The 25,334-nt window shown below is 63.3% G+C and carries 28 protein-coding genes and 1 pseudogene; 19 read left to right on the forward strand and 10 right to left on the reverse strand.

Going from position 1 to position 25,334, the window contains the following annotated elements; all coding sequences use genetic code 11:
* The first annotated feature begins 8 nt into the window (after positions 1 to 8).
* The 5 genes from ASC48_RS12455 (at position 9) to ASC48_RS12475 (ending at position 5,102) form a co-directional block, all read left to right on the forward strand.
* Positions 9 to 1,271 carry a molybdopterin molybdotransferase MoeA gene (locus ASC48_RS12455; protein ID WP_055456219.1) on the forward strand — a complete coding sequence of 421 codons (1,263 nt, stop codon included), beginning with the start codon at positions 9 to 11 and terminating at the stop codon, positions 1,269 to 1,271.
* Positions 1,272 to 1,532: 261 nt separating this feature from the next.
* Complete coding sequence (locus ASC48_RS12460; protein WP_055456076.1) at positions 1,533 to 2,309, forward strand: ABC transporter substrate-binding protein; 777 nt, start codon at positions 1,533 to 1,535, stop codon at positions 2,307 to 2,309.
* A gap of 194 nt (positions 2,310 to 2,503) precedes the next feature.
* Positions 2,504 to 3,217: an ABC transporter permease gene (locus ASC48_RS12465; RefSeq protein ID WP_055456077.1), complete on the forward strand. Its 714-nt coding sequence runs from the start codon at positions 2,504 to 2,506 to the stop codon at positions 3,215 to 3,217.
* Positions 3,214 to 4,047 (forward strand): ABC transporter permease, encoded by an 834-nt coding sequence (locus ASC48_RS12470; protein WP_055456078.1) that lies wholly within the window; start codon positions 3,214 to 3,216, stop codon positions 4,045 to 4,047. The genes ASC48_RS12465 and ASC48_RS12470 overlap by 4 nt, the downstream gene beginning before the upstream one ends.
* 173 nt (positions 4,048 to 4,220) lie before the next feature.
* Entirely contained in the window at positions 4,221 to 5,102 is an 882-nt protein-coding gene (locus tag ASC48_RS12475; RefSeq protein ID WP_055456079.1) for an NAD(P)-dependent oxidoreductase, read from the forward strand.
* Between the two features lie 149 nt (positions 5,103 to 5,251).
* On the opposite strand, the gene ASC48_RS12480 is transcribed toward ASC48_RS12475, so the two are convergent.
* The 3 genes from ASC48_RS12480 to ASC48_RS12490 all read right to left on the reverse strand — a co-directional run bounded on the left by ASC48_RS12480 (position 5,252) and on the right by ASC48_RS12490 (position 6,643).
* Entirely contained in the window at positions 5,252 to 5,641 is a 390-nt protein-coding gene (locus ASC48_RS12480) for a hypothetical protein (RefSeq protein ID WP_055456220.1), read from the reverse strand.
* A 157-nt stretch (positions 5,642 to 5,798) separates the two neighbouring features.
* Positions 5,799 to 6,365 carry a cytochrome b/b6 domain-containing protein gene (locus tag ASC48_RS12485; RefSeq protein ID WP_055456080.1) on the reverse strand — a complete coding sequence of 189 codons (567 nt, stop codon included), beginning with the start codon at positions 6,363 to 6,365 and terminating at the stop codon, positions 5,799 to 5,801.
* Positions 6,365 to 6,643, reverse strand: a complete 279-nt coding sequence (locus ASC48_RS12490) for a PepSY domain-containing protein (protein WP_072242607.1) — start codon at positions 6,641 to 6,643, stop codon at positions 6,365 to 6,367. Before ASC48_RS12490 ends, ASC48_RS12485 begins: the two co-directional genes overlap by 1 nt.
* A gap of 239 nt (positions 6,644 to 6,882) precedes the next feature.
* Here ASC48_RS12490 and ASC48_RS12495 point away from each other — a divergent pair, with 239 nt between their 5' ends.
* The 8 genes and pseudogenes from ASC48_RS12495 (at position 6,883) to ASC48_RS12530 (ending at position 13,938) form a co-directional block, all read left to right on the forward strand.
* The gene (locus ASC48_RS12495) at positions 6,883 to 7,128 is read left to right on the forward strand and encodes a PepSY domain-containing protein (RefSeq protein ID WP_167345139.1); all 246 of its coding nucleotides are present in this window, start codon (positions 6,883 to 6,885) and stop codon (positions 7,126 to 7,128) included.
* The gene (locus ASC48_RS12500; protein ID WP_055456083.1) at positions 7,129 to 7,791 is read left to right on the forward strand and encodes a response regulator transcription factor; all 663 of its coding nucleotides are present in this window, start codon (positions 7,129 to 7,131) and stop codon (positions 7,789 to 7,791) included.
* Complete coding sequence (locus ASC48_RS12505) at positions 7,788 to 9,167, forward strand: sensor histidine kinase (protein ID WP_141658942.1); 1,380 nt, start codon at positions 7,788 to 7,790, stop codon at positions 9,165 to 9,167. The genes ASC48_RS12500 and ASC48_RS12505 overlap by 4 nt, the downstream gene beginning before the upstream one ends.
* Positions 9,168 to 9,215: 48 nt before the next feature.
* Positions 9,216 to 11,297, forward strand: coding sequence for a S9 family peptidase (locus tag ASC48_RS12510; protein WP_055456084.1), 2,082 nt, complete (start codon positions 9,216 to 9,218; stop codon positions 11,295 to 11,297).
* Between the two features lie 176 nt (positions 11,298 to 11,473).
* Positions 11,474 to 12,500 (forward strand): annotated as a pseudogene (locus ASC48_RS12515) (helix-turn-helix domain-containing protein).
* A gap of 91 nt (positions 12,501 to 12,591) precedes the next feature.
* On the forward strand, positions 12,592 to 13,215 hold the full coding sequence (locus ASC48_RS19565; protein WP_055456085.1) for an efflux RND transporter periplasmic adaptor subunit: 624 nt from the start codon (positions 12,592 to 12,594) through the stop codon (positions 13,213 to 13,215).
* A gap of 4 nt (positions 13,216 to 13,219) precedes the next feature.
* Entirely contained in the window at positions 13,220 to 13,426 is a 207-nt protein-coding gene (locus ASC48_RS12525) for a hypothetical protein (RefSeq protein ID WP_055456086.1), read from the forward strand.
* 164 nt (positions 13,427 to 13,590) lie between these two features.
* Entirely contained in the window at positions 13,591 to 13,938 is a 348-nt protein-coding gene (locus ASC48_RS12530; protein ID WP_141658943.1) for a hypothetical protein, read from the forward strand.
* Positions 13,939 to 14,013: 75 nt separating this feature from the next.
* Here the strand turns inward: ASC48_RS12530 and ASC48_RS12535 are convergent, their stop codons facing one another.
* From ASC48_RS12535 to ASC48_RS12550, 4 genes are all read right to left on the reverse strand, one after another.
* Positions 14,014 to 14,214 (reverse strand): YgaP family membrane protein, encoded by a 201-nt coding sequence (locus ASC48_RS12535; RefSeq protein ID WP_055456088.1) that lies wholly within the window; start codon positions 14,212 to 14,214, stop codon positions 14,014 to 14,016.
* A 134-nt stretch (positions 14,215 to 14,348) separates the two neighbouring features.
* Positions 14,349 to 15,032 carry a Crp/Fnr family transcriptional regulator gene (locus ASC48_RS12540; protein ID WP_055456089.1) on the reverse strand — a complete coding sequence of 228 codons (684 nt, stop codon included), beginning with the start codon at positions 15,030 to 15,032 and terminating at the stop codon, positions 14,349 to 14,351.
* Positions 15,033 to 15,117: 85 nt separating this feature from the next.
* Entirely contained in the window at positions 15,118 to 16,035 is a 918-nt protein-coding gene (locus tag ASC48_RS12545; protein ID WP_055456090.1) for a cytochrome c, read from the reverse strand.
* Positions 16,036 to 16,059: 24 nt separating this feature from the next.
* Complete coding sequence (locus ASC48_RS12550) at positions 16,060 to 16,509, reverse strand: c-type cytochrome (protein ID WP_055456091.1); 450 nt, start codon at positions 16,507 to 16,509, stop codon at positions 16,060 to 16,062.
* Positions 16,510 to 16,845: 336 nt separating this feature from the next.
* On the opposite strand from ASC48_RS12550, the gene ASC48_RS12555 reads away from it, so the two are divergent.
* Positions 16,846 to 18,015: a YbfB/YjiJ family MFS transporter gene (locus ASC48_RS12555; RefSeq protein WP_244270054.1), complete on the forward strand. Its 1,170-nt coding sequence runs from the start codon at positions 16,846 to 16,848 to the stop codon at positions 18,013 to 18,015.
* A gap of 12 nt (positions 18,016 to 18,027) precedes the next feature.
* Here ASC48_RS12555 and ASC48_RS12560 read toward each other — a convergent pair whose 3' ends face one another.
* On the reverse strand, positions 18,028 to 18,885 hold the full coding sequence (locus ASC48_RS12560; RefSeq protein WP_055456093.1) for a branched-chain amino acid aminotransferase: 858 nt from the start codon (positions 18,883 to 18,885) through the stop codon (positions 18,028 to 18,030).
* A gap of 283 nt (positions 18,886 to 19,168) precedes the next feature.
* Between ASC48_RS12560 and ASC48_RS12565 the strand changes: the two genes are divergently transcribed.
* The 4 genes from ASC48_RS12565 to ASC48_RS12580 all read left to right on the forward strand — a co-directional run bounded on the left by ASC48_RS12565 (position 19,169) and on the right by ASC48_RS12580 (position 21,473).
* The gene (locus ASC48_RS12565; protein WP_055456094.1) at positions 19,169 to 19,780 is read left to right on the forward strand and encodes a LysE family translocator; all 612 of its coding nucleotides are present in this window, start codon (positions 19,169 to 19,171) and stop codon (positions 19,778 to 19,780) included.
* Positions 19,781 to 19,806: 26 nt separating this feature from the next.
* Positions 19,807 to 20,232 carry a VOC family protein gene (locus tag ASC48_RS12570; protein WP_055456095.1) on the forward strand — a complete coding sequence of 142 codons (426 nt, stop codon included), beginning with the start codon at positions 19,807 to 19,809 and terminating at the stop codon, positions 20,230 to 20,232.
* A gap of 138 nt (positions 20,233 to 20,370) precedes the next feature.
* Positions 20,371 to 21,033 (forward strand): haloacid dehalogenase type II, encoded by a 663-nt coding sequence (locus ASC48_RS12575; protein ID WP_019962823.1) that lies wholly within the window; start codon positions 20,371 to 20,373, stop codon positions 21,031 to 21,033.
* 110 nt (positions 21,034 to 21,143) lie between these two features.
* Positions 21,144 to 21,473: a hypothetical protein gene (locus ASC48_RS12580; protein WP_141658944.1), complete on the forward strand. Its 330-nt coding sequence runs from the start codon at positions 21,144 to 21,146 to the stop codon at positions 21,471 to 21,473.
* A 4-nt stretch (positions 21,474 to 21,477) separates the two neighbouring features.
* Here the strand turns inward: ASC48_RS12580 and ASC48_RS12585 are convergent, their stop codons facing one another.
* Positions 21,478 to 22,125 (reverse strand): TetR/AcrR family transcriptional regulator, encoded by a 648-nt coding sequence (locus ASC48_RS12585; RefSeq protein WP_141658945.1) that lies wholly within the window; start codon positions 22,123 to 22,125, stop codon positions 21,478 to 21,480.
* A gap of 220 nt (positions 22,126 to 22,345) precedes the next feature.
* Between ASC48_RS12585 and ASC48_RS12590 the strand changes: the two genes are divergently transcribed.
* On the forward strand, positions 22,346 to 22,819 hold the full coding sequence (locus ASC48_RS12590) for a DUF2214 family protein (RefSeq protein ID WP_055456098.1): 474 nt from the start codon (positions 22,346 to 22,348) through the stop codon (positions 22,817 to 22,819).
* Positions 22,820 to 22,896: 77 nt separating this feature from the next.
* Here ASC48_RS12590 and katG read toward each other — a convergent pair whose 3' ends face one another.
* The gene (gene katG, locus ASC48_RS12595) at positions 22,897 to 25,074 is read right to left on the reverse strand and encodes a catalase/peroxidase HPI (protein WP_055456099.1); all 2,178 of its coding nucleotides are present in this window, start codon (positions 25,072 to 25,074) and stop codon (positions 22,897 to 22,899) included.
* Between the last annotated feature and the right edge of the window lie 260 nt (positions 25,075 to 25,334).

Genomic DNA, 25,334 nt, shown 5'->3' on the forward strand with positions numbered 1-25,334 from the left:
AAAAGCGGATGCGGGGTGAGGATTGTTTTGGCGCAGATGACAAGCGCCTGCTCCATGACGAGGCGCTGGACCTGCTCGCACGCCTGCCTCTGCCTGCGCCCGGCCATGAAACCATCAGCCTCGGCGAAGGGCGCGGCCGCATTCTGGCAGCGCCCGTCACAGCCCCGCGCAACGTGCCGCAGCACGACACCTCCGCCGTGGATGGCTACGCCTTCCGCCATCAGGACTTCGCCCCCTGCGGCGGCTTCTTCCGGCTGGAAACGCGCATTCCCGCGGGCCACCCGGCCGTGCAGGCGCAGGCCCCATGGACCGCCGCCCGTATCTTCACCGGCGGCGTGATGCCGGAAGGTGCCGACACGGTGGCCATGCAGGAAGACTGCCGCCTCGAGACCAGCGGCGGCCAGAGTGTTGTTGTCATCCCCGCAGGTCTGCCCAAGGGTGCCAACCGGCGGCTGGCGGGGGAAGACCTCGCGGCAGGCACGCAGATCCTTGTGCAAGGCCACCGGCTGCGGGCCCAGGACCTTGCCGCCATCGCCTCAACCGGAACGGCAGAGGTCCCTGTGTTCACGCGGATTCGCACCGGTGTGATCTCGACAGGCGATGAAATCGTCCGCCCCGGCACCGCCCTTGGCGCCGGCGGGCTCTATGATGCCAATCATTTCCTGCTGACATCGCTGCTGGAAAGCTGCCCGGCAGACATCACCGATCTCGGCATCTGCCCGGACCGGCGCGATGCGCTGCAGCTTGCCCTGTCTGAGGCATCGCGCCGCTGCGACGTCATCCTTACCAGCGGCGGGGCCAGCCACGGAGAGGAAGATCACCTTCTGGCCGTGCTCGAGCGCATTGGTGAAGCACAGGTCTTCGACCTTGCCATCAAGCCGGGCCGCAGGCTGATCACGGGCCGGGCCGGAGACTGCCTGATCATCGGCCTGCCCGGCAACCCCGTGGCGGCGATGGTCTCCTTCCTGCTCTATGCCCGCCCCCTGCTGCTGCGCCGTGCCGGAATGGCGGCCGCCCCAGTCCAGGGTTTTCAGGTACAGGCCGCCTTCGACCTGCCCCGGCGCAAGACCGGGCGGCGGGAGTTCAGCCGCGGACGTCTTGTCACACATCCCGATGGCTCCGTGCATGCAGAGCTTTATCCCCGCTCCGGCTCCGGGCTGATTTCGAGCCTCAGAGAGGCGGACGGCCTCATCGAGATTCCGGAAGAAACGGCGGCCATCCACAGGGGCGACGTGGTGTGTTTTCTTCCCTTCAGCAGCTTTCTGGCATGATGTCGCGCCCTGCAGCCTCAGCCGGACGCTGCGTCACGGAGTGAATACCGGTAAAATGTCAGTGCACATCCTCTGTGCCAGCATGTTTTTTCATCTGGGCGAGCGGTTTCTGCCGGGATATGTTCATACAATGGGTGCCGGGTCTGCCGCTTGCTGAAGTGCTGCGGACCGGTGCCTGGATGAATGAAAGAACAAGCAACCTGAGGCACAGCAGCCGCCAGCGGCCTGCTGCCGCGACACAAGGCGCGAGGGGTAAGTTACATGGGTATCAAGACGATTGCCGCCGCTGCAATCCTGTCGGTCGCCGCATTCGGTGCAGCTGAGGCGAAGGACTGGAGCAAGATCCGCATGGGCACGGAGGGCGCCTATCCTCCGTTCAACGTGCTGGGCTCCGATGGTCAGCTGACGGGCTTCGACATTGACATTGCCAAGGCGCTTTGCGAGGAAATGAAGGTCGAGTGTGAATTCATCACCTCTGACTGGAACGGCATCATCCCGGCGCTGCAGGCGGGCAAGTTCGACACCATCATTGCCTCCATGTCGATCACCGAAGAGCGCAAGCAGCAGGTCGACTTCACCAACAAGTACTACAACACCCCCCCGGCGATTGCCGTGCCGAAGGACAGCCCGCTGACGGAAGCCACCGATGCGGCCCTCGCTGGCAAGGCCATCGGCGCACAGAGCTCCACCACCCACTCCAACTATGCGGAAGAGAAGCTTCCTTCGGCCGATCTGAAGCTCTATCCGACGTCCGACGAGTACAAGCTCGACCTCGTCAACGGCCGCATCGACGGCGTGATTGACGACGTTGTCGTGCTCTCGGAATGGGTGAAGAGCGAAGACGGAGCCTGCTGCAAGATCCTCGGCACCCTGAAGCCGGACCCGGTGATCAACGGCGAAGGCGCCGGCATTGCCATCCGCAAGGAAGACCAGGAGCTCAAGGAAAAGCTGAACGCTGCCATTGCCGCCATCCGCGCGAACGGCAAGTACAAGGAAATCAACGACAAGTACTTCGACTTCGACGTTTACGGCGATTGATGAGGCTCGGGCGGGCAGGCGATGTCCTGCCCGCACCGCTTCAGACAGGTGGCCGGAACGCCGGATGCAGGTACAGGCTGGAAAGCGCGGGCAGAACTGGCCGGCGCTGCCAGCCCCTCCCCTGACAGCAAGGCATGTCCGGCAAAGCCAGGATCAGGGGCATGTGCCCCTGAGGCGCAGGGTCCGGGCAGCTGATGGACAAATATCTGGAACTTCTTGCATTCGGCCCCACAGGATGGGGTGATGAACTTCTCGGCGGCCTGTTCATCACGGTCAGCCTTGCATTGTCCACCCTGCCCTTCGGGCTGGTGCTGGGCTTCATCATTGCCCTGGGCAAGAAATCGCCCGAGCCGTCCCTGCAGCTTGCCAGCACGATCTACACCACGATTTTCCGTGGTCTGCCGGAGCTGCTGACGCTGTTCCTCGTCTATTTTGGCTTCCAGATCGCCCTCAAGACCCTGTCCGAGCGCATGGGTTATGGCATCTCCATCGAGGTGAACAGCTTCCTCGCCGGCATGATCGCGCTGGCGCTGGTGTTCTCTGCCTATTCCAGCGAAGTGTTCCACTCCGCCTTCCTCGGTATCCCGCAGGGCCAATATGAGGGCGGCAAGGCGCTTGGCCTCAGCCGTTTCCAGACCTTCCGCCTCGTGGTCATGCCGCAACTGATCCGCCTTGCCATGCCGGGCCTGACCAATCTCTGGCTGATCCTTCTCAAGGAAACATCGCTCGTGTCTGCCGTGGGTCTTGTCGATGTGATGCGCCAGACCGGCATTGCCGCCCGCAACACCAAGGAAGCCTTTTTCTTCTACAGTCTTGCCTGCCTCATCTATCTGATGCTGGCGATCCTGTCCTCCCTGGTGCTGCGCCGCACCGAAGGCTGGGCCAAGCGCGCGGAGATGGCCCGATGAGCCAGACCGCCGCCCCCGCCATCAGCCGCCCGCCCCTGCCCGCCCGGCGCCCCTGGACGGCCGCACGCATCACCGGCCATGTGCTCATGGCCTTCTGGATCGTCAGCGGCATTGGTCTCGCCCTTTACCTCGGCCAGAACCTTTTCAGCACCTTCGCCAGCCAGTATCTGCCCAAATATGTCACCGGCGCGGTGGTGACGCTGAAGCTGACCATCTACTCCTTCCTCATTGGCGCCGCGCTTTCCGTGCCGCTGGCTCTGGCCTGTTCCGCAAAGAACTCAGCCGTCCGTTCGCTCGGCAATGCCTATGTCTATTTCTTCCGCGGCACCCCGCTGCTGGCGCAGGTCTTCCTGATCTATTACGGCCTTGGCTCCTTCCGCAGCGCCCTGGATAGTCTTGGCCTGTGGTGGTTCTTCCGTGACGCCTGGAACTGCGTGCTCCTGACCTTCGCGCTCAACACCGCCGCCTATCAGGCTGAGATCCTGCGCGGCGCCGTCCAGTCCATGCCAAAGGGCCAGTGGGAGGGCGCCTTCTCGCTCGGGCTGCCGCGCGGCATCACCTTCTTCAAGGTCATTCTGCCGCAAGCGCTTATCGTGGCCCTGCGCCCCTATGGCAACGAGATCATCCTGCTGCTCAAGGGTTCCGCAATTTCCTCCATCGTCACCATCTACGACATCATGGGCGAGGCAAACCGGGCGTTTTCGCGCAGTTTCGACTTTCAGGCCTATATCTGGGCGGCGGTTGCCTATCTCATCGCGGTGGAACTCATCCGCCGCGCCTGGGACCTGATGGAGCGGCGCCTGACCCGCCATCTGCGCCGCAACGCCTGACGTCATGCCAAGACATTGAGAGGCTGACGCACCACGCCTTGATATCGCTCAGCACCGCACGGGCTTGACCAGCTCTCAATGAAGCAAGCGCATTGAGAGCTGGTATTATCCGTTGCACCCGGCGCGCGGCTGTGCGAGCAAAACGCAACAATCCGCTTACCGGGAGTTCTGGCATGGCAAAAGTTGCATTCATTGGTCTGGGCGTCATGGGCTATCCCATGGCCGGTTACCTTGCCTCGCGCGGCGGCCACGAGGTCACCGTCTATAACCGCACCGCAGCCAAGGCAGACAAGTGGGTGGCTGAGCACGGCGGCAAGTCTGCCGCCACTCCCCGTGAGGCCGCAGAAGACTGCGACTTCGTTCTCGCCTGCGTCGGCAATGATGGCGACCTGCGCGCCGTAACCACCGGCCCGGATGGCGCCTTCCACGGCATGAAGAAGGGCGCCATCTTTATCGACCACACCACCGCCTCCGCAGAAGTGGCGCGCGAACTTCACGCTGCTGCCAAGGCAGCAGGCTGCGGATTTGTCGATGCCCCCGTTTCCGGCGGTCAGGCGGGCGCGGAGAAGGGTATTCTCACCGTCATGTGCGGTGGTGAGGAGGCAGACTTCAACGCCGCCAAGCCCGTCATCGAGTGCTTTGCCAGGTTCGTGGGCCTGATTGGCGCACCGGGTGCCGGCCAGCTCACCAAGATGGTCAACCAGATCTGCATCGCCGGTCTGGTGCAGGGCCTTGCCGAAGCCATCCACTTCGCCAAGAAAGCAGACCTTGACATTCCGGCCGTCATCGCCGCCATCCGGGGCGGTGCGGCCCAGTCCTGGCAGATGGAAAACCGCTGGGAGACGATGCTGAACGGCAAGTTCGACTTCGGCTTTGCCGTGGACTGGATGCGCAAAGATCTCGGCATCGTGCTCGACACCGCACGTGAGACAGGCGCCCGCTTGCCCGTCACCGCGCTGGTGGATCAGTTCTACGGCGAAGTGCAGGACATGGGCGGCAACCGCTGGGACACCTCCAGCCTCATCGCCCGGCTGGAGAAGTCCGGGAAGGCGTAAGTCCAATGCTCGATGGGCTTGGCTCATCGAGCGCCGGTTAAGACGTGCGGCGCTTGAGCATGTTCAAGGCGTGATGCGTCAGCATCTCAGAGCCTTGATATAAATCCTTGCAAGGGCCAGACTTTGCGCCGCTCTGGGGCCGCCGCCTTTCACCCCGCCGGCCCCAGAACCAGCCGCACGGCTTGAAGCGCTGCGGCCAGCACCAGAAACAGCCCGCAGAGCCGCGCCGAGTACCAGGCCTTTTCCAGAAGCTCATCGCGCATCGCCGTCGCTATGAGAGGCAGTGCAACCGCCTTGGCCGGGCGGTCTTCGGGGGCCAGCAGCATCCACACTTCGGTATCCTCGACCCGCCTCCGGTGATGGTAGGTCAGGCCATACCACGCCATGACCAGCCCGGTGATGCCACAGCCCAGCGCACCGAAGGTGAAGCAGTAGGGTGGATGCGAGGCCGTGCCCATCATCACCATCAGGATGGCGAGACCGCAAAAGCCCCAGGCCCGCGTCACGGAAATACGGGCAAGCTTGGTAATCCGCTCCATCATCCCTCCCGGCATGACACAGAGGCCAGAGCCAACACGGAACATCAGCGATGGTGGCAGATACGCATCATTCTGCCAAACGGAATAGGCGGCTGGCCGCCATGACAAAGGCCGGACGGGCTACCCGTCCGGCCTTTTCTAGTGCATGTCATTCGCCTTATGGCTCCCGGCGCTTGCGGCCGGTAATCATGGCTTTCACAAGGTTTTCCCGGTGCTCCCAGGAGGCGAAAACCACACCTGCCACGTGAAGCCCCACCAGAACCAGCGCCAGTGTGGCAAGGGTTTCATGCACTTCCTTCACCCAGCGCACACCCCACCACATGTCCGTGGTCTGCATGTAGCCCGTGGTGCAGATGCCCGCGATGGTCAGGATCAGCGCAATCACCATCATGCCGCCTGCAGGATTGTGGCCGATGTAGCGCTTTGCCCGCCCCTTGAGACTGTCCAGCAAAAAACCGGCAACCGTAGCAGGGCGATAGATGAAGTCACGGAAGCGGGCGTGACGGCTGCCGAAAAGCCCCCAAAGAACACGCGCGGCGATCAGGCCGCCAATCACATAGCCAACCGGCTCGTGCACCCATTGCACTTCATCGCCGGTCAGCCAGGCCGTTGCAAAAAGTCCCACCAGAGACCAGTGGAACAGGCGGACGAACGGGTCCCAGACCCGGACGGTCTCCTCCGGCGCCGTTGCGCCGGAGGATAGGGAGGAATGTGGCGTGTGCATCAGTTGTCCCCGCCACGCTTCAGTATCTCGCCCGTCACCGGATGAACATAGAGTTCGGCACGCTTGCCGTCCTTGTCCATGGCGTAGACTTCATAGACGCCATCTTCTTCACCCACTTCGCGCACCTTGTAACCTTCAGCAGTAAACTTGGCGGCCACCTGCTCGACGGTCATCCACTGATCACGCGGCGCATCAACGTTGAACTTGTTTTCGGAGGCATGAGCTGCCCCGGTCAGGGCGCCAAGGGCGATGAGGGTGGCGATTGCAAACTTGCGCATGTCAGTCTCCTGTTTCATGTCTGCGGCGGCACGCTGGCGTCCGGTGAGACGCAATCTGGCACACCCCTCCTGACAGCTGCCCTCCGGCCTTTGTCAGTGAATTGTCAGAGAAGAAACGCTAGTCTTCCGCCATGTTCACTTCATCCATCTCTCACAGGAAATCCAAAGCTGCCGGCCGCGCCTTGCAGGCAACTCTCCTGTGCGCTGGCCTTGCTGCCGCATGTCTAGCGACCTCGCAGGTGCACGCAGACGAAGATGCTCAGAAGCGGGCTGAACAGGCCCTTCGGGACGACAAGGCCCTTCCGCTTGCAGAGATCCTGAAGCGAGTGTCGCCGGTGCTGGACGGGAAAGTGATCGGCATCGAGTTCGAAGAAGACGATGACCGGTTCGTCTACGAGTTCAAGGTACTCTCTGCAAAGGGCAAGATCCGCGAAATGGTGATTGACGCCCGCAGCGGAGAAATCCTCAAGGAGGAAGACGACTGAATGCGTGTCTTGCTCGTGGAGGACGAACCGCGCATCCGCGCCAACGTGAAAGCGGCCCTTGAGGCATCGGGCTTCCGGGTGGAAGAAGCCAGTGACGGCGAAACTGCCTGGTTCATGGGTGACACCGAGGCCTGGGATCTCATCATCCTCGATCTCGGCCTGCCGGGCATGGATGGGCTTGCGGTGCTCAAGCGCTGGCGGGCAGCGGGCCTCGCAACACCCATCCTGGTGCTTACGGCAAGAGGCTCCTGGTCCGAGCGGGTGGAGGGCATCGACCCAGGCGCTGACGACTATTTGCCGAAGCCTTTCCGGATGGAGGAACTCACCGCTCGCGTGCGGGCCCTCATCCGCCGGTCGGCAGGTATCGCCTCACCGGTCATCGAAGCAGGCGCGCTGACACTCGACACCCGGCAGATGCGTGTCAGCCGCGATGGTGTGCCGGTCTCCCTCACACCGCTGGAATATCGTCTCACAGCCTATCTGCTGCACCACAAGGGGCGTGTCGTGCCGCCTGCCGAGCTGCTGGAGCACCTTTACGGCGATGATGACGCTCGTGACTTCAATGCACTGGAGGCCGTCATCACACGCCTGCGCAAAAAGCTGGGGCCCGATGCCATCGAAACCCGGCGCGGCTTCGGCTACATGGCAGGAGATGGCGCGTGATCCGTTCCGGCTCCCTGCGCATCCGCCTTCTTGCAGCTGGTGCCGTTTCCACCTGCCTTGCCCTTGCCCTCGCCGGTTTCGGCCTCACCCAGCTTTTCTCCCGGCATGTGGAACAAAGGGTCGAGGCGGAACTGACTGGGATTCTCGATCAGCTTGCGGCGGGCCTCGAGAAAGACCCCGCCACCGGCCAGCTTGTGATTCAATCCCCTCAGGCCAGCAGCCGCTTCAATCAACCACTCTCCGGCCTCTACTGGCAGATCACGTCGCCAGAAGGCAACCTGCGCTCCCGCTCGCTCTGGGACGGCTGGCTGGACCTTCCGGAGGATGGCGTCACGGATGGCCATCTGCACAAGCACGAGGCCGGAGGCCCTGATGGAGCGCCGCTGCTTGTGCTGGATCGTCAGATCGTTCTGCCCGAACGCCTTGGCAGCGAGCCGGTCCGCATATCGGTCGCCGTCGTCAGCAGCGAAGTATCCGATGCCGCCTATTCCTTCGCCCTCGGTATGCTGCCCTACATGCTGCTTCTGGCTGCTGTTTTGACGGCAGCTTCAGCCCTTCAGGTCACGGTTGGCCTGTCTCCCCTCAAAGGCATCCGCAGCCGCCTGTCGCAGATCCGGGCTAATCCGCAGGCACGCATTGGCTCCACCTTTCCCGACGAATTGAAGCCGGTCGCCGCAGCCATTGACGACCTGCTGTCGGCCCGCGAGGACCAGATCGTCCGGGCCCGCAGCCGTGCCGCAGATCTGGCCCATTGCCTCAAGACACCATTGCAGGTTCTTATGGGGGACGTGGAGCGCCTGCGCACTGCTGGAGAGCGCGAAATCGCAGACGAAATCGAACAGGTCGCAGCCGCCATGCGCCGTCATGTGGAGCGTGAACTCGCACGCGCACGGCTCAACCTTTCCGGTCATGCGCTCACCCCGGATGTGGCCCGTATTATCAGCCAGATCACCCGCGTCATGGAGCGCACACCCTCAGGCACCGCCCTGAACTGGCGAGTGGAAACGCCCCCCTCCCTTGCTGCCGCGGTTGATCCTGATGACCTTGCCGAAGCCCTCGGAAATCTCGTTGAAAATGCTGTCCGCTATGCCCACTCCAGCATCCGGATCACGGCCCATGCCGAAGCGGATTGTGTCCGGATATCGGTCGAGGATGACGGCCCTGGCATGACAGAAAGACAGATCAGGCATTGCCTCGTGCGCGGCAACAGGCTGGACGAAGAAGATACCAGTCCGCTCGCCAATCTCGGGCTCGGACTGTCTATCGTGCAGGAGATTGCCGTATCTTCCGGAGGCAGGCTGGAACTTGCCGCCCACCCTTCAGGTGGCCTCTGTGCCAGCTTGCTGCTGCGTCCTGCAGCTGTTCCGCCCTCATGATCACTCCTCCCTCTTGCTACCTTTCCGGAAAAACCTTACCTCCCCGCCATGACACAGACACTTCCCCCGCGCGCCGAAGCGCGCCCCCTCACCCTCGAAGCTCACGGCATCACCCGCCAGGACGAATACGCCTGGCTGAGGGCGGAAAACTGGCAGGACGTGATGCGTGATCCGTCCGTGCTGGCGCCGGACATCCGCGCCTATCTTGAGGCGGAAAACGCCTATCTGGAAACGGTCATGGCGCCCACGAAAGAACTTCAGGACAAGCTCTTTGCCGAGATGAAGGGCCGGATCAAGGAAGACGACAATTCCGTGCCGATGCCGGACGGCCCGTTCGAATATGGCGTCAGCTACGTCACCGGTGGCCAGCATCCGCGCCTTGTGCGCACGCCTCTTGGCGGCGGCGCGCAGGAGATCCTCGTCGATGGCGACAAGGAAGCCGAAGGCAAGGCCTATTTCCGCATGGCCGGTGCCATGCATTCCCCCGCCCATGACCGGCTGGCCTGGGCCTTTGACGACAAGGGCTCGGAGTTCTTCACCCTGCTCATCCGCGACCTCACCACCGGCAAGGACCTGCCCACCCGGATCGAGGATACCGCTGGCAGCGGAGTTTTCTCCGCCTGCGGGCGCTATCTCTTCTACGTGCGCCTTGACGCAAACCACCGCCCGTCAAAACTGTTCCGCCATGAGATCGGCACGGATCCGGCTGCTGACGTGCTGGTTTACGAAGAAGAAGACGCTGGCTTTTTCATGGGCGTCGGCAAGACGCAGTCGGACAGCCATATCCTGATCGACATCCACGACCACGAAACCTCGGAAGTCCACGTCATCCCGGCAGACCAGCCGCTCGCTGCTCCGCGCCTCATCGCGGCCCGCGACAGGGGCATCGAATATTCGGTCGAGGAGAACGGCGGCACCTTCTACATTCTCACCAATGCGGATGATGCCGAGGACTTCAAGATCGTCACCGCTCCGGTGGAGACGCCCGGCCGGGAGAACTGGCGCGACTTCATCCCGCATGAGGCTGGCCGGCTGATCCTGTCGCACACGCTCTACAAGGACTTCATGGTGCGGCTGGAGCGGGCCGAGGGCCTGCCGCGCATCATCATCCACCGGCTGGCGGATCACCTCGAACACCCGATTGCCTTTGCCGAGGAAGCCTATTCTCTGGGCCTTGCCGATGGCTACGAGTTCGACACGAACATCATCCGCTTCACCTACTCGTCCATGACGACGCCCGCGCGGGTCTATGACTATGACGTGGAAACGCGCCAGCGCACCCTGCGCAAGGAGCAGGAAGTGCCCTCCGGCCACAATCCGGATGACTACATCACCCGCCGCCTGATGGCGCCTGCTCCAGACGGCGAACTGGTGCCGGTGTCGATCCTCTACCGCAAGGACACGCCGCTTGATGGCTCAGCGCCCTGCCTGCTCTATGGCTACGGCTCCTATGGCATCTCCATCCCGGCCAGCTTCAGCACCACCAGCCTGTCGCTGGTGGACCGGGGCTTCGTCTATGCCATCGCCCACATCCGCGGCGGCAAGGACAAGGGCTACGCCTGGTACAAGAAGGGCCGCCGCGAGTTCAAGACCAACACCTTCACCGATTTCATCGCCGCAGCGGTGCATCTGGTGAAGGAGGGCTTCACCGCCCATGACCGCATCGTCGCGCAGGGTGGTTCTGCCGGTGGCATGCTGATGGGCGCGGTCGCCAATATGGCGCCGGAGAAGTTCGCCGGCATCATCGCCGAAGTGCCCTTCGTCGATGTGCTGAACACGATGCTTGACGACACCTTGCCCCTCACTCCGCCGGAATGGCCGGAGTGGGGTAACCCCATTGCCTCGCGCGAGGCCTATGACCTGATCGCTTCCTACTCGCCCTATGACAATGTGGCGGCGAAGGACTATCCGGCCATCCTCGCCGTTGGCGGCCTCACTGACCCGCGTGTCACCTATTGGGAACCGGCCAAGTGGGTCGCACGCCTGCGCGAGCGCAAGACCGGTGACAGCCTGCTGATGCTGAAGACCAACATGGACGCCGGCCACGGCGGTGCTTCTGGCCGCTTCGACCGCCTCAAGGAAGTCGCCCTCGTCCAGTCCTTCGCTCTGATGCTGACCGGCAAGGCCTGAAGAAACATCCGCGCCGCCCCGGTCAACCACCGGGGCGGTGCCAATTGCCCCTGAAACCTTTCGTCCTCAAACGTGTTTCAGGCCGAATTTACCGGACGGGGCAGGCATAGTGCGGGTTCTGCTGGCCCCCCGTGATCCCCTCCAAGCTCTTCATTCCCTTCCCCTTTGCTGCAGTCATGGTGCTGCTGATGCTCTTCGCCGGATCGCTGCGCAGATCCGAAAGGGAAGGCCGCAACGTCCCTTTTCTGGCCCTGATCCTTCTGGCCGCGGCGCAATCGGTACTGCTGGGGTTGCGCTGGGGCTACGGCATCGCGGTCCTCATGTATGCCCTGCCCGTGACAGCTGCTCTGGTGCCACCACTCGCCTATTGCGGCGTCGCCCGGCTGGTGCGCCGGAGCACACGTCCCTTGCTACAGCGGCTTGCGCTGCATGCTGCCCCGGCTTTCCTCATGGCCGTTATCGTGATCGCTCTCCCACAAGCCATTGACGTTTCGCTGATTTCCATATTCCTCGGCTATGCAGCCGCAATCCTGCGGCTTACGCGCCAGGGCACGGATACACTTCGGTTTGCCACCTTTGAGGACGCATCCCGCGTCCACAAGGCCATCCTCTTCGCCGCCGTGGCATTGATCCTGTCAGCGCTGGTGGATAGTTACGTTGCTCTGGATTTCACCTGGCTCAACGGCCAGCACGCGATCAGCGTCATCACTGGCGGGAACATAGGCGTTCTGATCGTTCTCGCCATCGCCGCCTCCGCCGCCAGCCATTCTCCGGTCGCCCCGCAAAACGGAAGAGCCGGCCCTCTCAGCCACCAGACAAGAGACCGCCAGCACCTCTGTGTCAGGCGCAGACACGGTGATTGCCGGCCGTGAGGTCATATCCAGCATCGAAGCCCTGATGCAGGCCCGCACGCTTTACCGGGACGCCAATCTCACTCTGGGCCGGCTGGCCCGGCGTGCCGGAATTCCCGCCCGGCAGATCTCCGGCGCGATCAACCGCACCACCGGCAAGAACGTCTCGCAATATGTCAACGAGTTCCGCATCGCAGAGGCCTGCCAGCTTCTCCAAAGCACGGACAAGCCGGTGGCAGCCATCATGTTCGAAGCCGGGTTCCAGACCAAATCCAACTTCAACCGTGAATTCCGCCGTGTGACAGGCCTGAGCCCGGTGGAGTGGCGCCAGCAGAAGTCCGGCGCGGCCTGAAACTCTCCTATCAGGTCCTCGATCACGATCTGCACCCTCCCGGATCGTGTTCAAGGTCGAGCCGATGGGCTGACGGCGCCAGTCTGGCCACATGACCAGCCTGACAGACAATAACCGCCAGCTCGCCGGGACGCTGCGGTCTCTCTCCCTCCCCGATCCCGCGCCCGGCACGGAACAGCCGCAGCGCAAGCCGCGTCTTTTCCCCACATGGCTTCTGCTGACCGGCCTCGGCAGCGCCGCCCTTGCCATTGGGGTGGCAGCGCTCACCGGCACGGCTTCAGTCCCTGCCGCAACCGCAGTATCGCAGCAGCAGGCGGCAGCACCCCTATCCCCGTCTCTTCCTCCAGCTCTCCTGTCGCGGGAGATCACCGGCTCGGGCCATGTCATTGCCCTGCAATCCGTCCCTGTCTTTGCCCGTTACGAGGGGCGGATCGAAAGCGTCAGCGTCACGCTCGGGTCTGAAGTCCGGGCCGGGGATGTGCTAGCCGTTCTCGCCGGCCCCGCCGCCCGCCTGCGCGGCTTTCAGGACCGGGAGACCAATGTCATCGCGGTCGCGGCAGTGGGTCCTGCCCGTGCTGCCGCCGTCAACGGACCGGAACTGGCGCTGACGCCCGCCCTCATCGCCAACCTGAACGAGAGCCGTGACAGTCTGCTGGCGGGCCGAGCGTTGGCCGAGGCGCAGGGCTGGGCGTTAGGCGGCGGCGGGCGTGCTTAACACCATGTTCAGCGCCGTATCCAGCCGCTCCGGCGAAATCGCCACGCTGCGGGCCCTCGGTTTTGCCCGTTTGCCCGCCTTTCTTGCAGTCTGGATCGAGGCCATCTGCCTTGCGGGGCCCGGCGTCGCCCTCAGCCATGCAGGCGGCGTCCTCCCGGCGCAGACCGCAGTCCGCCTCCCCCTGCACAAGGCGCTGCGGCAGAGCAATTGAACTGGACCGTCAGAAACAGCACAAATGCCGCAGAAGCTTCTTCCCATTTGCGTTTACGCTTCCCATAACCTTCCATAAGGCTGAACCGGGCCCGGCAGGTGCCCGCCCTGGCTGCATCACCGCAGCGGCCGGAAGATTGCCTCATGTTTGGAGAAGTCATGAAAATGTTGAACAGATCCACGCTCACCGCACTGGTCCTCGTGATCGGGCAATCGGCTGCCATGGCGCAGGGCAGTTTTCTGGAGCATCTTCTGCTGTCCCCGACCCGCACCCCGGGGGACGTCCCGGAGACCTATGGCACGGCTTATGACTGCCGTCCGCTGAAAGCCGCCAATCAGACGGCAGGCGTCTGGCGCGGCCTGATCGGTGGTCAGGTCTGGCCAGACGCGAAAAAGACGAGTCCGGTCAGCCGTGAAGGCTGTTTCCGGACACAGCAGGACTGCCAGGCCTTCCTCAACGTGATGAGCGGCTATATCGACTTCGTCTATTCGCGGGAATGCAAGCGGCTGTAACGACATCCTCTAGATGCAAGAAAGCCGGAGTATGGGGCTGCTCCGGCTTTCTGTCTGCGGGATCATTGCAGGGGGTCAGTTTGCCCTGCAGGTCTTGATCCCGAACAGCGTATAGGCAGGGCACCAGCCCACCAGTGCAACCACTGCCGGAATGACGCCGAACCAGCCGATCCACTTCCAGCTGATGTCAGCCGGTCCGAAAAGCGCGAAACCAATCAGTGCAATCCCTATCAGGAAGCGGATGGCCCGGTCGAGGGTTCCCATGTTCACAGTCATATCCCGTCCCCTTGGCTCAAGGCTTGTCCGGACTGTCCGGACGGTGAGACGATCCTAGCGCCAGTGGGACACCCCGTCTGTGACATGGTCACAAACAAAACCCGGCAGCGTAGTTGCACTTACTTCTCGCCCGCTCAGCCCGCATCGGCGATCCGGCGAAGCGCCGCAGCGTCAAGCAGCCGCACCTCACCGCGCCCCTGCGCAATATGGCCGGCCTCTGCCCAACGCCCCAGCAGCCGGGCGATTACCTCGCGGGCGCTGCCGGTTTCTGCGGCAAGGGCAGCCTGTGTCAGGTGAATTTCTCCTCCGTCTCCGGCCAGTTCCAGTAGCAGCCGCGCCAGCCGCGCGTCCAGCCGGTGAAACATGGTGTCTTCCATCTTCCGCAGAATGCTGGCAAGGCGGAGGCTGAAGCCCTGAAAGATGCGCTTGCGGAAAACCGGCTCGCTGTCGAGCAGCCGCGCCACCACCCCGGCCGGGATCATGAAGGCCTGGCAGGCCGTTTCGGTGATGCCCGACGCGGCATAAGGCTCTTCACCCAGCAGGCAGGATGTGGTCAGCACACAGCTCTCACCGGCAGCAACGCGGTACAAGAGGATTTCCCGGCCTGTATCGGATGTCATCAGCACGCGGATGCTGCCGGAGGTGAGCACCAGCCAGCCCGGACAGGCCTGTCCGGGCGCAAAGACTTCGATTCCAGCCGGAATGGCCATCTGCCGCAGGGCCTGCTCAACGGTCCGGCGCCCGGCCTCGGAGAGATCCGAAAGCCCCATCAGGCGCAGCGCCTCCTCAAAATTGCTGCCTGCAATCTGTCCGCTCATGCCCCTGCTCCGCCTCCCTGTAATCGCTGCCAGTCTAGCGGCAGCGGATGAGGACAGGCCAGTGAGGAAGACTGCGGCCTTTCTCCTACTGGCCCTGCGCGTGGGCGGGAATGGCCTTCAGATAGGCGGCAATGGCCTCCCGGTCTTCCGCCGTCAGCCGGGCCATGTTCTCCTGCACGGCCACCATTTCCCCGCCAACGGAGTCATAGGAAGGCGTGAAGCCGCTTTCGAGGTAATAGGCGATGTCCGAAGCAGACCAGCCGCCGATCCCGCCCTCTCCGCCGGTGATATTGGGAATCCGGCCTTCGCCAACCGGCGCCTTTGCCCCCGCAAGCCACTGATCCAGCTTCAGGCCACCCGCCATGTCCCGGGGCGTGTGGCATTCGCCGCAGTGGCCCGGCCCTTCCACCAGATACTGGCCGCGCTGCAGCTGCTCGTCGATCCTCTGCAGCACCACGGCCGGACCCGGATCGAGATACATGAGCTTCCACAGCCCCAGCCCCCGCCGCAGGGTGAAGGGAAAGGCGAGCTCATGGCCGGGCGCAACACCCTGCACTGGCTCCAGGGTCTTCAGGAAGGCGAAGAGATCGGAGATGTCCTGATCCTTCATGCGGGCATAGGATGTGTAAGGAAAGGCGGGGTAGTAATGCTCTCCCTCGGGCGAAATTCCAGCCAGCATGGCATTGGCAAAGTCCGGCAGCGTCCAGCTGCCGATGCCCGTTTCAATGTCCGGTGAGATATTCGGGGCAACGAAAACGCCGAAAGGTGTTTCCAGCCTCATGCCGCCGCCCAGCTTCAGCTTGTCCTGTCCTGATGCGCCCGGCGCGGCGTGGCAGGAGGCGCAGCCTCCCGCCCAGAACATCGCTTCCCCCCGCCCGGCATTGCCTTCCGGCAGGGCTGCGAGCCGCGCGGGCTCAATCGAGGCGGGCGCAGTCAGAGCCCAGAAACCCAATCCACCCGCCCCCAATACGAGGGCACCGGCAAGAGCCAGTTTCTTCAGCATCGGACCACGCCTTCCATGTCTTGCTTATCTCTGCACCCGGTAAGCCTCATGGCAGGACCGGCAACTGGCCATCACCGGCCCCATTGCGGTCTTGAAGGCCTCCACATCGGCCGGGCCATCCTTGCCAGAGGCCTGAGCTGCCGCGCCCGCAACCTCGGAAAATTTGGCAAGCGCAGCTTCAAAGCCAGCTGCATCCTCCCAGATCTTCGGGCTGGCGGAAGAGCCTTCCGCATTCTGTGTGCCGTCGGGATAGAACGCACCAAGAGCATTGGCGGCTGCATTCATCGAAGCGATCACCGCCTTGCCCGCTGCCGGGCTGTAGGCGATGTCGCCCTTCATCATCGCACCGGCAAGACCGGCATTGGCAGCCACGGACTGCATGATGGCCTTGCGGGTCGCGACAGGGTCACCGGCAGCCGATGCCGCAGTCAGGGTTACGGCCAGCAAGGCGCCGGCCAAAAAATATTTGCGCATCAAAGTCTCCCTCAAAAGAGCCGGCCGCGTCACTGGCCGGTGCGCCCATTCAGACCCGAGTGCGCCGCAAAACTGAAATCACGGACGCGTGAGAGCTGCTGATCCACACAAGACAAGGCTATAGATAGATAGAAAGTGGCGCCGCAGTTCGCCGTTCAGAGGCTGCCGATGAGCGTACCGATGGCCGTCCCTATTGCTGATGATGACGGCAAGGTCCACAAAGCCTTGGCCAATTGAACTGCCACTGGTCTGCCCGGCCGTCTCATCCACTTGCAGGGCTTCGCCGGACGGTAAAGCTGGCTTAGTGTCGGCTCACCAGCCAGCCGGAGCCCTTCCGTGACCACTTCTATGCCATCAGCAGCCTCCCCCGTCCGCCTTGCTCTCGGCGGCCTTCTGTCGCTGGCTGCGGCCATGGGCATCGGGCGCTTCGTCTACACACCCGTGCTGCCTTTCATGATCGCTCAGGTGCCCCTCAGCAAAGCTGACGGCGGGCTCATCGCTTCGGCCAATTTCCTCGGCTATTTGGTGGGGGCGCTTGCGGCCTCCTCCGGCTCCCTGCCCGGCAGCCGCCGCATGTGGTTCATCGGCTCGCTCATTGCCAGCTCTGTCCTTTCCTTCGCCATGGCCTGGACGGACAGCATCCCGGTGTTCATGCTGCTGCGGTTTCTGGCGGGCCTTGCCAGCGCCTTTGCCTTCGTCTTCTCGGCAGCACTCATCCTCGACCGGCTGGCGCAGGCCGGACGGCCTGGCTTGTCAGCACTCTATTTCTCGGGTGTTGGCGCAGGGATTGCTGGCTCCGCCCTCATCGTCTCCGGCCTGGCCGCATTGGGCGCAGACTGGCAGGGCCTGTGGACGGGCTGCGGCGTCATCAGTCTGGCCCTGACGGTCCTGATCGCATGGATGGTTCCCGGCGCCACCGAAACAGCACCGCCCGCGCCCGCGAAAACCGGCCCCCGCCGCCTGCCCGCCGGGCTGCCGCAGCTGATCGCCGCCTACGGCCTGTTCGGCATCGGTTATGTGGTGACGGCAACCTTCATCGCCGTGATTGCCCGCTCCGATCCAGCGCTGGTAATGGCCGAACCCTATCTCTGGCTGATCGTCGGCCTTGCGGCTGCACCGTCCATTTTCATCTGGAACCGGATCGCCGCCCGCATGGGCGTGCCCCGCGCCTATGCGCTCGCCTGTGTCATTGAGGCTTGCGGCGTTGCACTCAGCGTCACCGCAACTGGCCCTGCCGGCATTCTGCTCGCGGCTTTTCTGCTCGGCATAACCTTCATGGGCATCACCGCGCTGGGGCTCATCGAAGCCCGGCGCCTGTCCACGGGCGATCCGCGCCGCACCATCGCGCTGATGACGGCCAGCTTCGGCCTTGGCCAGATGCTGGGGCCAAGCCTTGCGGGCTTTGCCGCAGGCAGTACGGGCAGCTTTGCCCTGCCCTCGGCAGGTGCCGCCATCTGCCTGCTGCTGGCCGCCGGACTGGTGCTTGTGCCCGCCCGGCAGCAGTGATCAGCCGAAACCTCAGCCGTGGGCGAAGTCCCAATAGAGTTCCCGCGCCTTGGCCGCCACCGGTCCCGGCTGCAGGCTGCGCTCCTCGATGCGGTTCACCGGCACCACCTTGGAATAGTTGCCGGTGGAGAAGATCTCGTCCGCCTCCTGAAACTCACGGTAACCAATGGTGCGCTCATGCACCGCATGGCCCGCCTTGCGCAGCAGCTGGATCACCCGCTGGCGCGTGATGCCATTGAGGAACGTGCCGTTGGGCGCCGGCGTATGCACCGCTCCGTCCTTGACCATGAAGATATTGGCGCTGGTCAGCTCGGCCACATTGCCCAGCATGTCTAGCACCACCGCATTGTCAAAGCCACGGCCCTTGGCTTCGGCCATGGCGCGGGCGTTGTTGGGATAAAGGCAGCCCGCCTTGGCATTCACCGGCATGGTTTCCATGGTCGGGCGGCGGAACGGCGACAGGGTGATGGAGAAGGAGGCACCGGCAGGCGCCATCGGCGCCTCGAACAGGCACAGGCAGAACCGGGTGCTCTCCGGATCGCCCACGATCACCCCCGGCCCGTCGCTTTCCGCCCAATACATCGGCTTGATGTAAACGGCGCTGCCCGGCTTGAACTTGGTGACGCCCTCACGGGTCATTTCGATCATCTCGCCCGCGCTGACGGTCGGCTTCAGGCCGAGAGCCACGGCCGAATCATTCACGCGCTGGCAATGCAGGTCGAGATCCGGTGTCACACCCTCGAAGAACCGGGCCCCGTCAAAGACCGAAGATCCCAGCCAGGCCGCATGGGTGCGCGGCCCCATCAGCGGCGGATTGCCCTCATGCCAGGCGCCATCCACATAGGTCCAGGTCTCACTCCAGCCGCTCATCTTGCGCGTCCTCCGCTGTATTTTTCACTGCCAGCGAACAAACGCCCGGAAAAAGGCAAGGTCAACCGTTTGACGCCCTTCACCCGAAAATCGGAAGACTTGCTCCGGCAAGGCCGCACCCGGACAGGCTCTCATTCCTGAAAAGCGCTCTTGCAGGAAAATTGATCCGCACAACTATCTGCACTGTCTGCTTCCCGGCTCACAAAGCCTTTGATCTTTCAAAGATTCCGCCTGATCCTCCATCTGCCCGCCCCTCGCTCAGGCGCCATCCGGAGGACTGACCATGGACCTCTCCACGCTTCTTGCCTTTGCTGCCGCCTTCTTCGTCTTTGCCGCCAGCCCCGGCCCGGACAACATGACCATCATCGCCCGCACCCTGTCGCATGGGGCCGCATCCGGCCTTGCCTATGGGGCAGGCACCGTGGCGGGCATCCTCATCTTCCTCTGCCTTGCCGCTTTCGGCCTGTCGCTGCTGGCCTCGGAAATGGGCACGGCCATGACCGTGCTGCGCTATGCCGGTGCCCTCTGGCTGATCTGGACGGGCATCCGCCTGTGGACGGCGGAGCCTGTGGTGCCGGCCCTGCAAACCACCGGCAGCGGCAATCTCTTGTCTGACTTCGCCACCGGCATTGCCCTCAATCTCGGCAATCCGAAGATGCCGCTGTTTTATGTGGCGCTTCTGCCCAATGTGGCCGGAACCGTCCTCACTCCCTTGAGTGTGCTGGAACTTGCCGCCGTCATTCTGGCGGTTGAAGTAGTGGTCATCGGCGGTCATGTTCTCATGGCCATGCGTGCCCGCCGCCTGCTGCGCAGCCCTGCCGTTGTGCGCCGGGTCAACCGCACCGCCGGAGCCGTCATAGCCGGAACGGGCGCCACGCTCATCGTTACCCGCTGATGCCTCCAGCCCAAGGAAGCCCGATCATGGAACAGCGCCTTTCCCTCATCACCCTCGCCGTAGATGATCTGGCCGGAACCCGGCGCTTCTTCGAGGATGGGCTCGGCTGGACAGCTTCCTCCGAAAGCCAGGAAGGCATTGCCTTTTATCAGCTTCCCGGCCTTGCTCTTGCGCTCTATCCCCGCGCCTCGCTGGAAAAGGACATTGGCCGCCCCGTTCCGGAAGGTCTGGGTGCAATCTCGCTTGCCTGGAATGGCCGCAACGAGGCCGAGGTCGATGCGGCCTATGCACGGGCGCTGCGGGCTGGCGCTGAAGCCGTCGTGCCGCCGGAAAAGGCCTTCTGGGGCGGCTACACGGCCTATGTGCGCATTCCTGGCGGCCATCTTCTGGAAATCGCCTTCAACCCGTTCTGGTCCCTGGATGAACACGGGGCCATCGTGCTGCCGGGCTGAACGGCGCAGCAAATCGTTGACACAGCTTGCATATGCCTATCGTCCTGATTGCATCCCGGCAAATGATCGGCATATGTTCGGACGCTGTTCAGGAAAGCTGACGGCGGATCTTGTCCTGCGACCCCACGGAGCATCCCGATGGCCCATTCGGCCTATGTCTTTGACGCTTACGGCACCCTCTTTGATGTTCACGCCGCCGTGCGCAAACATGCCGCGAAACTGGGGCCCGACGCGCAGACCTTTTCCTTCGTGTGGCGGCAGAAGCAGCTGGAATATTCCTGGGTCCGCGCCCTCATGCAGCGCTACGAGGATTTCTGGGTGCTGACCGAGCAGGCGCTCGACACCACCTTCAATCTCTTCCCCTCCGCCGACCGGGGCCTCAGGGCCGACCTTCTCAACGCCTACTGGGCGCTGGACTGCTATCCGGAAGTGCCCGAAGTGCTCACCAGCCTGAAGCAGGCCGGGGCGCGGCTCGCCATCCTGTCCAACGGCACGCCCTCCATGCTGGAGTCAGCGGCCAAGGCTGCCGGCATCACCGAGCTTCTGGATGAGATCTTTTCGGTGCATGACCTGCGCACCTACAAGACCGATCCGCGCGTCTATGAACTGGTGACCAACCATTTCCGGGTCTATCCGGAAGCGATCTCCTTCCAGTCCTCGAACCGCTGGGACATTGCAGGCGCCACTGCCTATGGCTTCCGCACCGTCTGGATGAACCGCACCGCCCAGCCGGACGAATATCCGGATCTCGCCCCCAGCGCCGTTCTGTCCGACCTGACGGGCCTGCCGTTTCTGGTCTGACCCCAATTCCGGCAAGCTCCGGGCAAGTTAAGGCGTCTAACCCTGTGATAACTGACAGGAGGATGAACGGCTGTGCATGCTGCGCGCCGCTATTGCCATTTGGACAAACCATGACCCGCGTACCCCCGGCCCGTACAGGCCACCGCTTCCGCCCGCCGCAGCTCAAGCCCGCCTTGAGGGCCCGGATGCGCGGCGGCCGCCTGAAGACGGAAGCCGGCGCGGACATTACGGCCTGCACCCTGTTTGATGCGGAAAGCGGCGAGACGGGCGCCCTCATCGAGGTGAAAGTCACCCTGCCGTCTCGCGTTCTGGTGCTGGACGAGCAGGATCAGACGGTCTGCCCCGCCAGCGTTCTATGGCATCACGGCCGCCAGGCTGCCCTGAGCCTGACGGGCGAGTCAATGCTTGCCAGCCGGCACCCCGCCTCTCAGGCCTTTTGACGCCCTATTGAGGGACTTTCTGCCCGCTGCGGCCCGACACCATGCTTTCGACGGCCAGTGTAAGCGCATATTCCGCCTGCTCGTCAAACGCCCCCTGCAGCGTGCTGCCACTCGCGCCTAACAGCCCCTTGGCCCGCAGATCTGCAAGCCCATGCACCAGCGCCCAGAGGCTGCCCGCAATCTTACCAGCATCAGCCATCTGCTCCTGCGGCAGCAGGTGCGACAGCCCTTCCGTCAACTGACGGAACGCATGGGCCGCAGCCTCCATCAGTCCGGTATGGCACGGGCTGTAGGTCCGGCCAAACATGAGCGAATAAAGCCCCGGCTCAGTTTCCGCAAAGCGCAGGTAGGCCCAGCCCATGGCCTTCAGGCGTTTGGCCGGATCATCGCCGCCTGTCCGGGCACCAGCCTGAAGATATGCTGCAAACCGGTCGAAAGCCTCGTGTGCTGCGGCGGCCAGAAGGGCCTCGACATCCGGAAAATGCCTGTAGACTGCCGCCGGGGAGACCCCGGCGCTCGCCGCCAGCCACCGCAGAGACAGATTTGCAAGACTGCCCCTGCCCGCTTCCGCCATTGCAGCATCAACAAGAGCTCGGCGCAGATCGCCGTGGTGGTACGCAGGCCTGCGGCCATTTCCGGTTTTACCAGGCATGTTGACACCGTTCACATTCGATCTTATGTTTACAGTGTACACATCAAGTCCTTCCCCTGGCAACGTGCCCTGGCAGGCCGCTCAGACTAATTTTTCCGGTGCGGGGGAATGCAGTGTGACCACAGGCCAGTCATACCCTGCGCACCGCGACGGCCCCACCTGCAGGTGGAGTAAGTGGGGACGGGTTGCCGGGCCGTTTTTGTTCCCTCTGGAGGATTGAATGGCAGACGCATCCCTTCTTCTTTCTGGCCTTGTTCTTGCCGGCCTGCATCATCTGGCCGTCTTCGCGCTCTTCGCGGTGCTGGTGATGGAACTGGCCATCTGCCTGCGCCAGACACTCGCATCGGAGGATCTGAAGCGGCTTGCCTTGCTCGATCTCCACTATGGCGCGCTCGCCGTTCTGGTGCTGCTGGCTGGCGGCCTGCGCGTCATGTATGGCGGCAAGGGAGCGGACTACTACCTTGAAAACCTGTTCTTCTGGGCAAAGATGGGCATCTTCCTCGCCATTGGGCTGATCTCCATCCTGCCAACCCTGCGTATCCTGTCCTGGCGGCGCCAGCTGAAGGCAGATCCTGCCTTTGTGCCTCCGGCAGCCGGGCACAGGCTGGTCCGCCGCGCCCTTGTGGCCGAGTTACTGCTCTTCCCCCTTCTTCCGCTCTTTGCCGCAGCCATGGCGCAGGGTTACGGGCTTTGACAATCAAGGCCTGCAAACACAAAACGGCGCCCCGGTTTCCCGGAGCGCCGCGCGTTTTGTTTCCTTAACCGGACGGATCAGGCCGTCAGGTCGAAGCGGTCTGCGTTCATCACCTTCACCCAGGCAGCCACGAAGTCCTTCACGAACTTCTCTGCCGCGTCATCCTGGGCATAGATCTCGGCATAGGCACGCAGGATCGAGTTGGAGCCGAACACCAGATCCACACGGGTCGCCGTCCACTTCACCGCTCCGGTCTTGCGGTCGCGGATCTCGTAGAGGTTCTTGCCGGCTGGCTTCCAGGTGTAGGCCATGTCGGTCAGGTTCACGAAGAAGTCCGTGGTCAAGACACCTTCCCGGTCCGTGAACACGCCATGCTTGGAGCCACCGTGGTTGGTGCCCAGAACGCGCATGCCGCCGAGAAGAACGGTCATTTCCGGACCGGTCAGCCCCATCAGCTGGGCGCGGTCGAGCAGCAGCTCTTCCGGCGAAACCACATAGTCCTTCTTCAACCAGTTGCGGAAACCGTCGTGGATCGGCTCCAGAACCTTGAAGGAGTCCGCGTCGGTCATCTCGGCAGTGGCATCACCGCGGCCCGGTTCGAACGGAACGGAAACATCAAAACCGGCTGCCTTGGCGGCCTTCTCAATCCCCACGCTGCCAGCCAGCACGATCACGTCGGCAAGGCTTGCACCATAGGCCTTGGCGATCGGCTCCAGCACGCCCAGCACCTTGGCAAGGCGGGCCGGCTCGTTGCCTTCCCAGTCCTTCTGCGGGGCAAGGCGGATACGGGCACCGTTGGCACCGCCACGCTTGTCGGAGCCGCGATAGGTGCGGGCACTGTCCCATGCGGTGGAAACCAGTTCGGCAACCGAAAGGCCACTGGCAGCGATCTTCGACTTGATGGCGCCGATGTCGTAGTTCTTCGGGCCAGCCGGGACCGGGTCCTGCCAGATCAGGTCTTCCTTGGGCGCATCCGGCCCGATGTAGCGCACATTCGGGCCCATGTCGCGGTGGGTCAGCTTGAACCAGGCGCGGGCGAAGGTTTCCTTGAAGTACTCCGGATCAGCCATGAACTTTTCGCAGATGGCCCGGTACTTCGGATCCATCTTCATGGCCATGTCGGCATCGGTCATCATCGGCATGCGGCGGATGGACGGGTCCGTCGCATCAACCGGCATATGCTCTTCCTTGATGCCGACCGGCTGCCATTGCTGGGCTCCTGCCGGGCTGCGGGTCAGTTCCCACTCATAGCCGAACAGCAGGTCGAAATAGCCCATGTCGAACACGGTCGGGTTCGTCGTCCATGCGCCTTCGATGCCGGAGGTCACGGCTTCGCTGGCCTTGCCATGCTGGTTCGGGTTGAGCCAGCCGAGGCCCTGAGCTTCAAGGCCAGCCGCTTCCGGCTCGGCGCCGAGCGCACCGGCATCACCATTGCCATGGGCCTTGCCGACGGTGTGGCCGCCAGCGGTCAGCGCCACGGTTTCCTCATCGTTCATGGCCATGCGGGCGAAGGTCTCGCGCACGTGGGCAGCGGTGGCCAGCGGGTCCGGCTTGCCGTTGACGCCTTCCGGATTCACGTAGATGAGGCCCATCTGCACGGCAGCCAGCGGGTTTTCCATGGTCTCCGGCTTGGTCACGTCCTCGTAGCGGTTGTCGGACGGCGCCAGCCATTCCTTTTCCGCACCCCAGTAGGTGTCCTTTTCCGGATGCCAGATATCCTCGCGGCCGAAGGAAAAGCCGAAGATCTTCAGACCCATGTCCTCATAGGCCAGGGTGCCGGAAAGCAGGATGAGGTCGGCCCAGGAGATCTTGTTGCCGTACTTCTTCTTCACCGGCCACAGCAGGCGGCGGGCCTTGTCGAGGCTGGCATTGTCCGGCCAGGAATTAAGCGGAGCAAAGCGGATGTTGCCCGAGCCACCGCCGCCACGGCCATCCGCCAGACGATAGGAACCGGCCGAGTGCCAGGCAAGGCGGATCATCAGGCCGCCATAATGGCCCCAGTCAGCCGGCCACCAGTCCTTGCTGTCCTTGAGCAGTGCCTTCACATCGGCCTTCAGCGCCTCTACATCCAGCTTCTTCAGCTCTTCGCGGTAGTTGAAATCCTTGCCCAGCGGGTTGGACTTGGCGTCATGCTGGTGCAGGATGTCGAGGTTGAGGGTGTTTGGCCACCACTCCATGTTCGAGTTGCCGGTGACGGTGTTGCCACCATGCATCACCGGGCACTTGCCTGCCTTGCTGGCATTCGTCGCGTCCATTGTCTCTCTCCGGTCCATATGGTTCTTGAGGCGGCCAGACACCGCCTGTGTTTACCCCAAGCGGTACAGCCGACCGCCCGAACATTGCCCCCGGCAGCATCTCTGCCGCCTGAGGCACTTCAGCAGGGCGGCACGGCGCGCCGCCCTCTTCTTCGGCAGGCAGCGGCGGGGTACGCTGCCCGGAAAATCTGCCCCGCTTCAGCAGGGATCAGCCGCCGTTCCCTGATCAGGAACAGCGCCAGTGACATGACGTTACCCAA

The sequence above is a fragment of the Pannonibacter indicus genome, from assembly GCF_001418225.1.
Lineage (GTDB): Bacteria > Pseudomonadota > Alphaproteobacteria > Rhizobiales > Stappiaceae > Pannonibacter > Pannonibacter indicus.

Coding starts and splice junctions, on each gene's coding strand:
- ASC48_RS12575 (WP_019962823.1), top strand. CDS start 20,371: ATGGCCCATTCGGCCTATGTCTTTGACGCTTACGGCACCCTCTTTGAT.
- ASC48_RS12570 (WP_055456095.1), top strand. CDS start 19,807: ATGGAACAGCGCCTTTCCCTCATCACCCTCGCCGTAGATGATCTGGCC.
- ASC48_RS12565 (WP_055456094.1), top strand. CDS start 19,169: ATGGACCTCTCCACGCTTCTTGCCTTTGCTGCCGCCTTCTTCGTCTTT.
- katG (WP_055456099.1), bottom strand. CDS start 25,074: ATGGACGCGACGAATGCCAGCAAGGCAGGCAAGTGCCCGGTGATGCAT.
- ASC48_RS12535 (WP_055456088.1), bottom strand. CDS start 14,214: ATGACTGTGAACATGGGAACCCTCGACCGGGCCATCCGCTTCCTGATA.
- ASC48_RS12540 (WP_055456089.1), bottom strand. CDS start 15,032: ATGAGCGGACAGATTGCAGGCAGCAATTTTGAGGAGGCGCTGCGCCTG.
- ASC48_RS12525 (WP_055456086.1), top strand. CDS start 13,220: ATGTTCAGCGCCGTATCCAGCCGCTCCGGCGAAATCGCCACGCTGCGG.
- ASC48_RS12475 (WP_055456079.1), top strand. CDS start 4,221: ATGGCAAAAGTTGCATTCATTGGTCTGGGCGTCATGGGCTATCCCATG.
- ASC48_RS12470 (WP_055456078.1), top strand. CDS start 3,214: ATGAGCCAGACCGCCGCCCCCGCCATCAGCCGCCCGCCCCTGCCCGCC.
- ASC48_RS12545 (WP_055456090.1), bottom strand. CDS start 16,035: ATGCTGAAGAAACTGGCTCTTGCCGGTGCCCTCGTATTGGGGGCGGGT.
- ASC48_RS12510 (WP_055456084.1), top strand. CDS start 9,216: ATGACACAGACACTTCCCCCGCGCGCCGAAGCGCGCCCCCTCACCCTC.
- ASC48_RS12580 (WP_141658944.1), top strand. CDS start 21,144: ATGACCCGCGTACCCCCGGCCCGTACAGGCCACCGCTTCCGCCCGCCG.
- ASC48_RS12590 (WP_055456098.1), top strand. CDS start 22,346: ATGGCAGACGCATCCCTTCTTCTTTCTGGCCTTGTTCTTGCCGGCCTG.
- ASC48_RS19565 (WP_055456085.1), top strand. CDS start 12,592: ATGACCAGCCTGACAGACAATAACCGCCAGCTCGCCGGGACGCTGCGG.
- ASC48_RS12460 (WP_055456076.1), top strand. CDS start 1,533: ATGGGTATCAAGACGATTGCCGCCGCTGCAATCCTGTCGGTCGCCGCA.
- ASC48_RS12455 (WP_055456219.1), top strand. CDS start 9: ATGCGGGGTGAGGATTGTTTTGGCGCAGATGACAAGCGCCTGCTCCAT.
- ASC48_RS12530 (WP_141658943.1), top strand. CDS start 13,591: ATGTTGAACAGATCCACGCTCACCGCACTGGTCCTCGTGATCGGGCAA.
- ASC48_RS12560 (WP_055456093.1), bottom strand. CDS start 18,885: ATGAGCGGCTGGAGTGAGACCTGGACCTATGTGGATGGCGCCTGGCAT.
- ASC48_RS12500 (WP_055456083.1), top strand. CDS start 7,129: ATGCGTGTCTTGCTCGTGGAGGACGAACCGCGCATCCGCGCCAACGTG.
- ASC48_RS12585 (WP_141658945.1), bottom strand. CDS start 22,125: ATGCCTGGTAAAACCGGAAATGGCCGCAGGCCTGCGTACCACCACGGC.
- ASC48_RS12465 (WP_055456077.1), top strand. CDS start 2,504: ATGGACAAATATCTGGAACTTCTTGCATTCGGCCCCACAGGATGGGGT.
- ASC48_RS12490 (WP_072242607.1), bottom strand. CDS start 6,643: ATGCGCAAGTTTGCAATCGCCACCCTCATCGCCCTTGGCGCCCTGACC.
- ASC48_RS12480 (WP_055456220.1), bottom strand. CDS start 5,641: ATGGAGCGGATTACCAAGCTTGCCCGTATTTCCGTGACGCGGGCCTGG.
- ASC48_RS12550 (WP_055456091.1), bottom strand. CDS start 16,509: ATGCGCAAATATTTTTTGGCCGGCGCCTTGCTGGCCGTAACCCTGACT.
- ASC48_RS12485 (WP_055456080.1), bottom strand. CDS start 6,365: ATGCACACGCCACATTCCTCCCTATCCTCCGGCGCAACGGCGCCGGAG.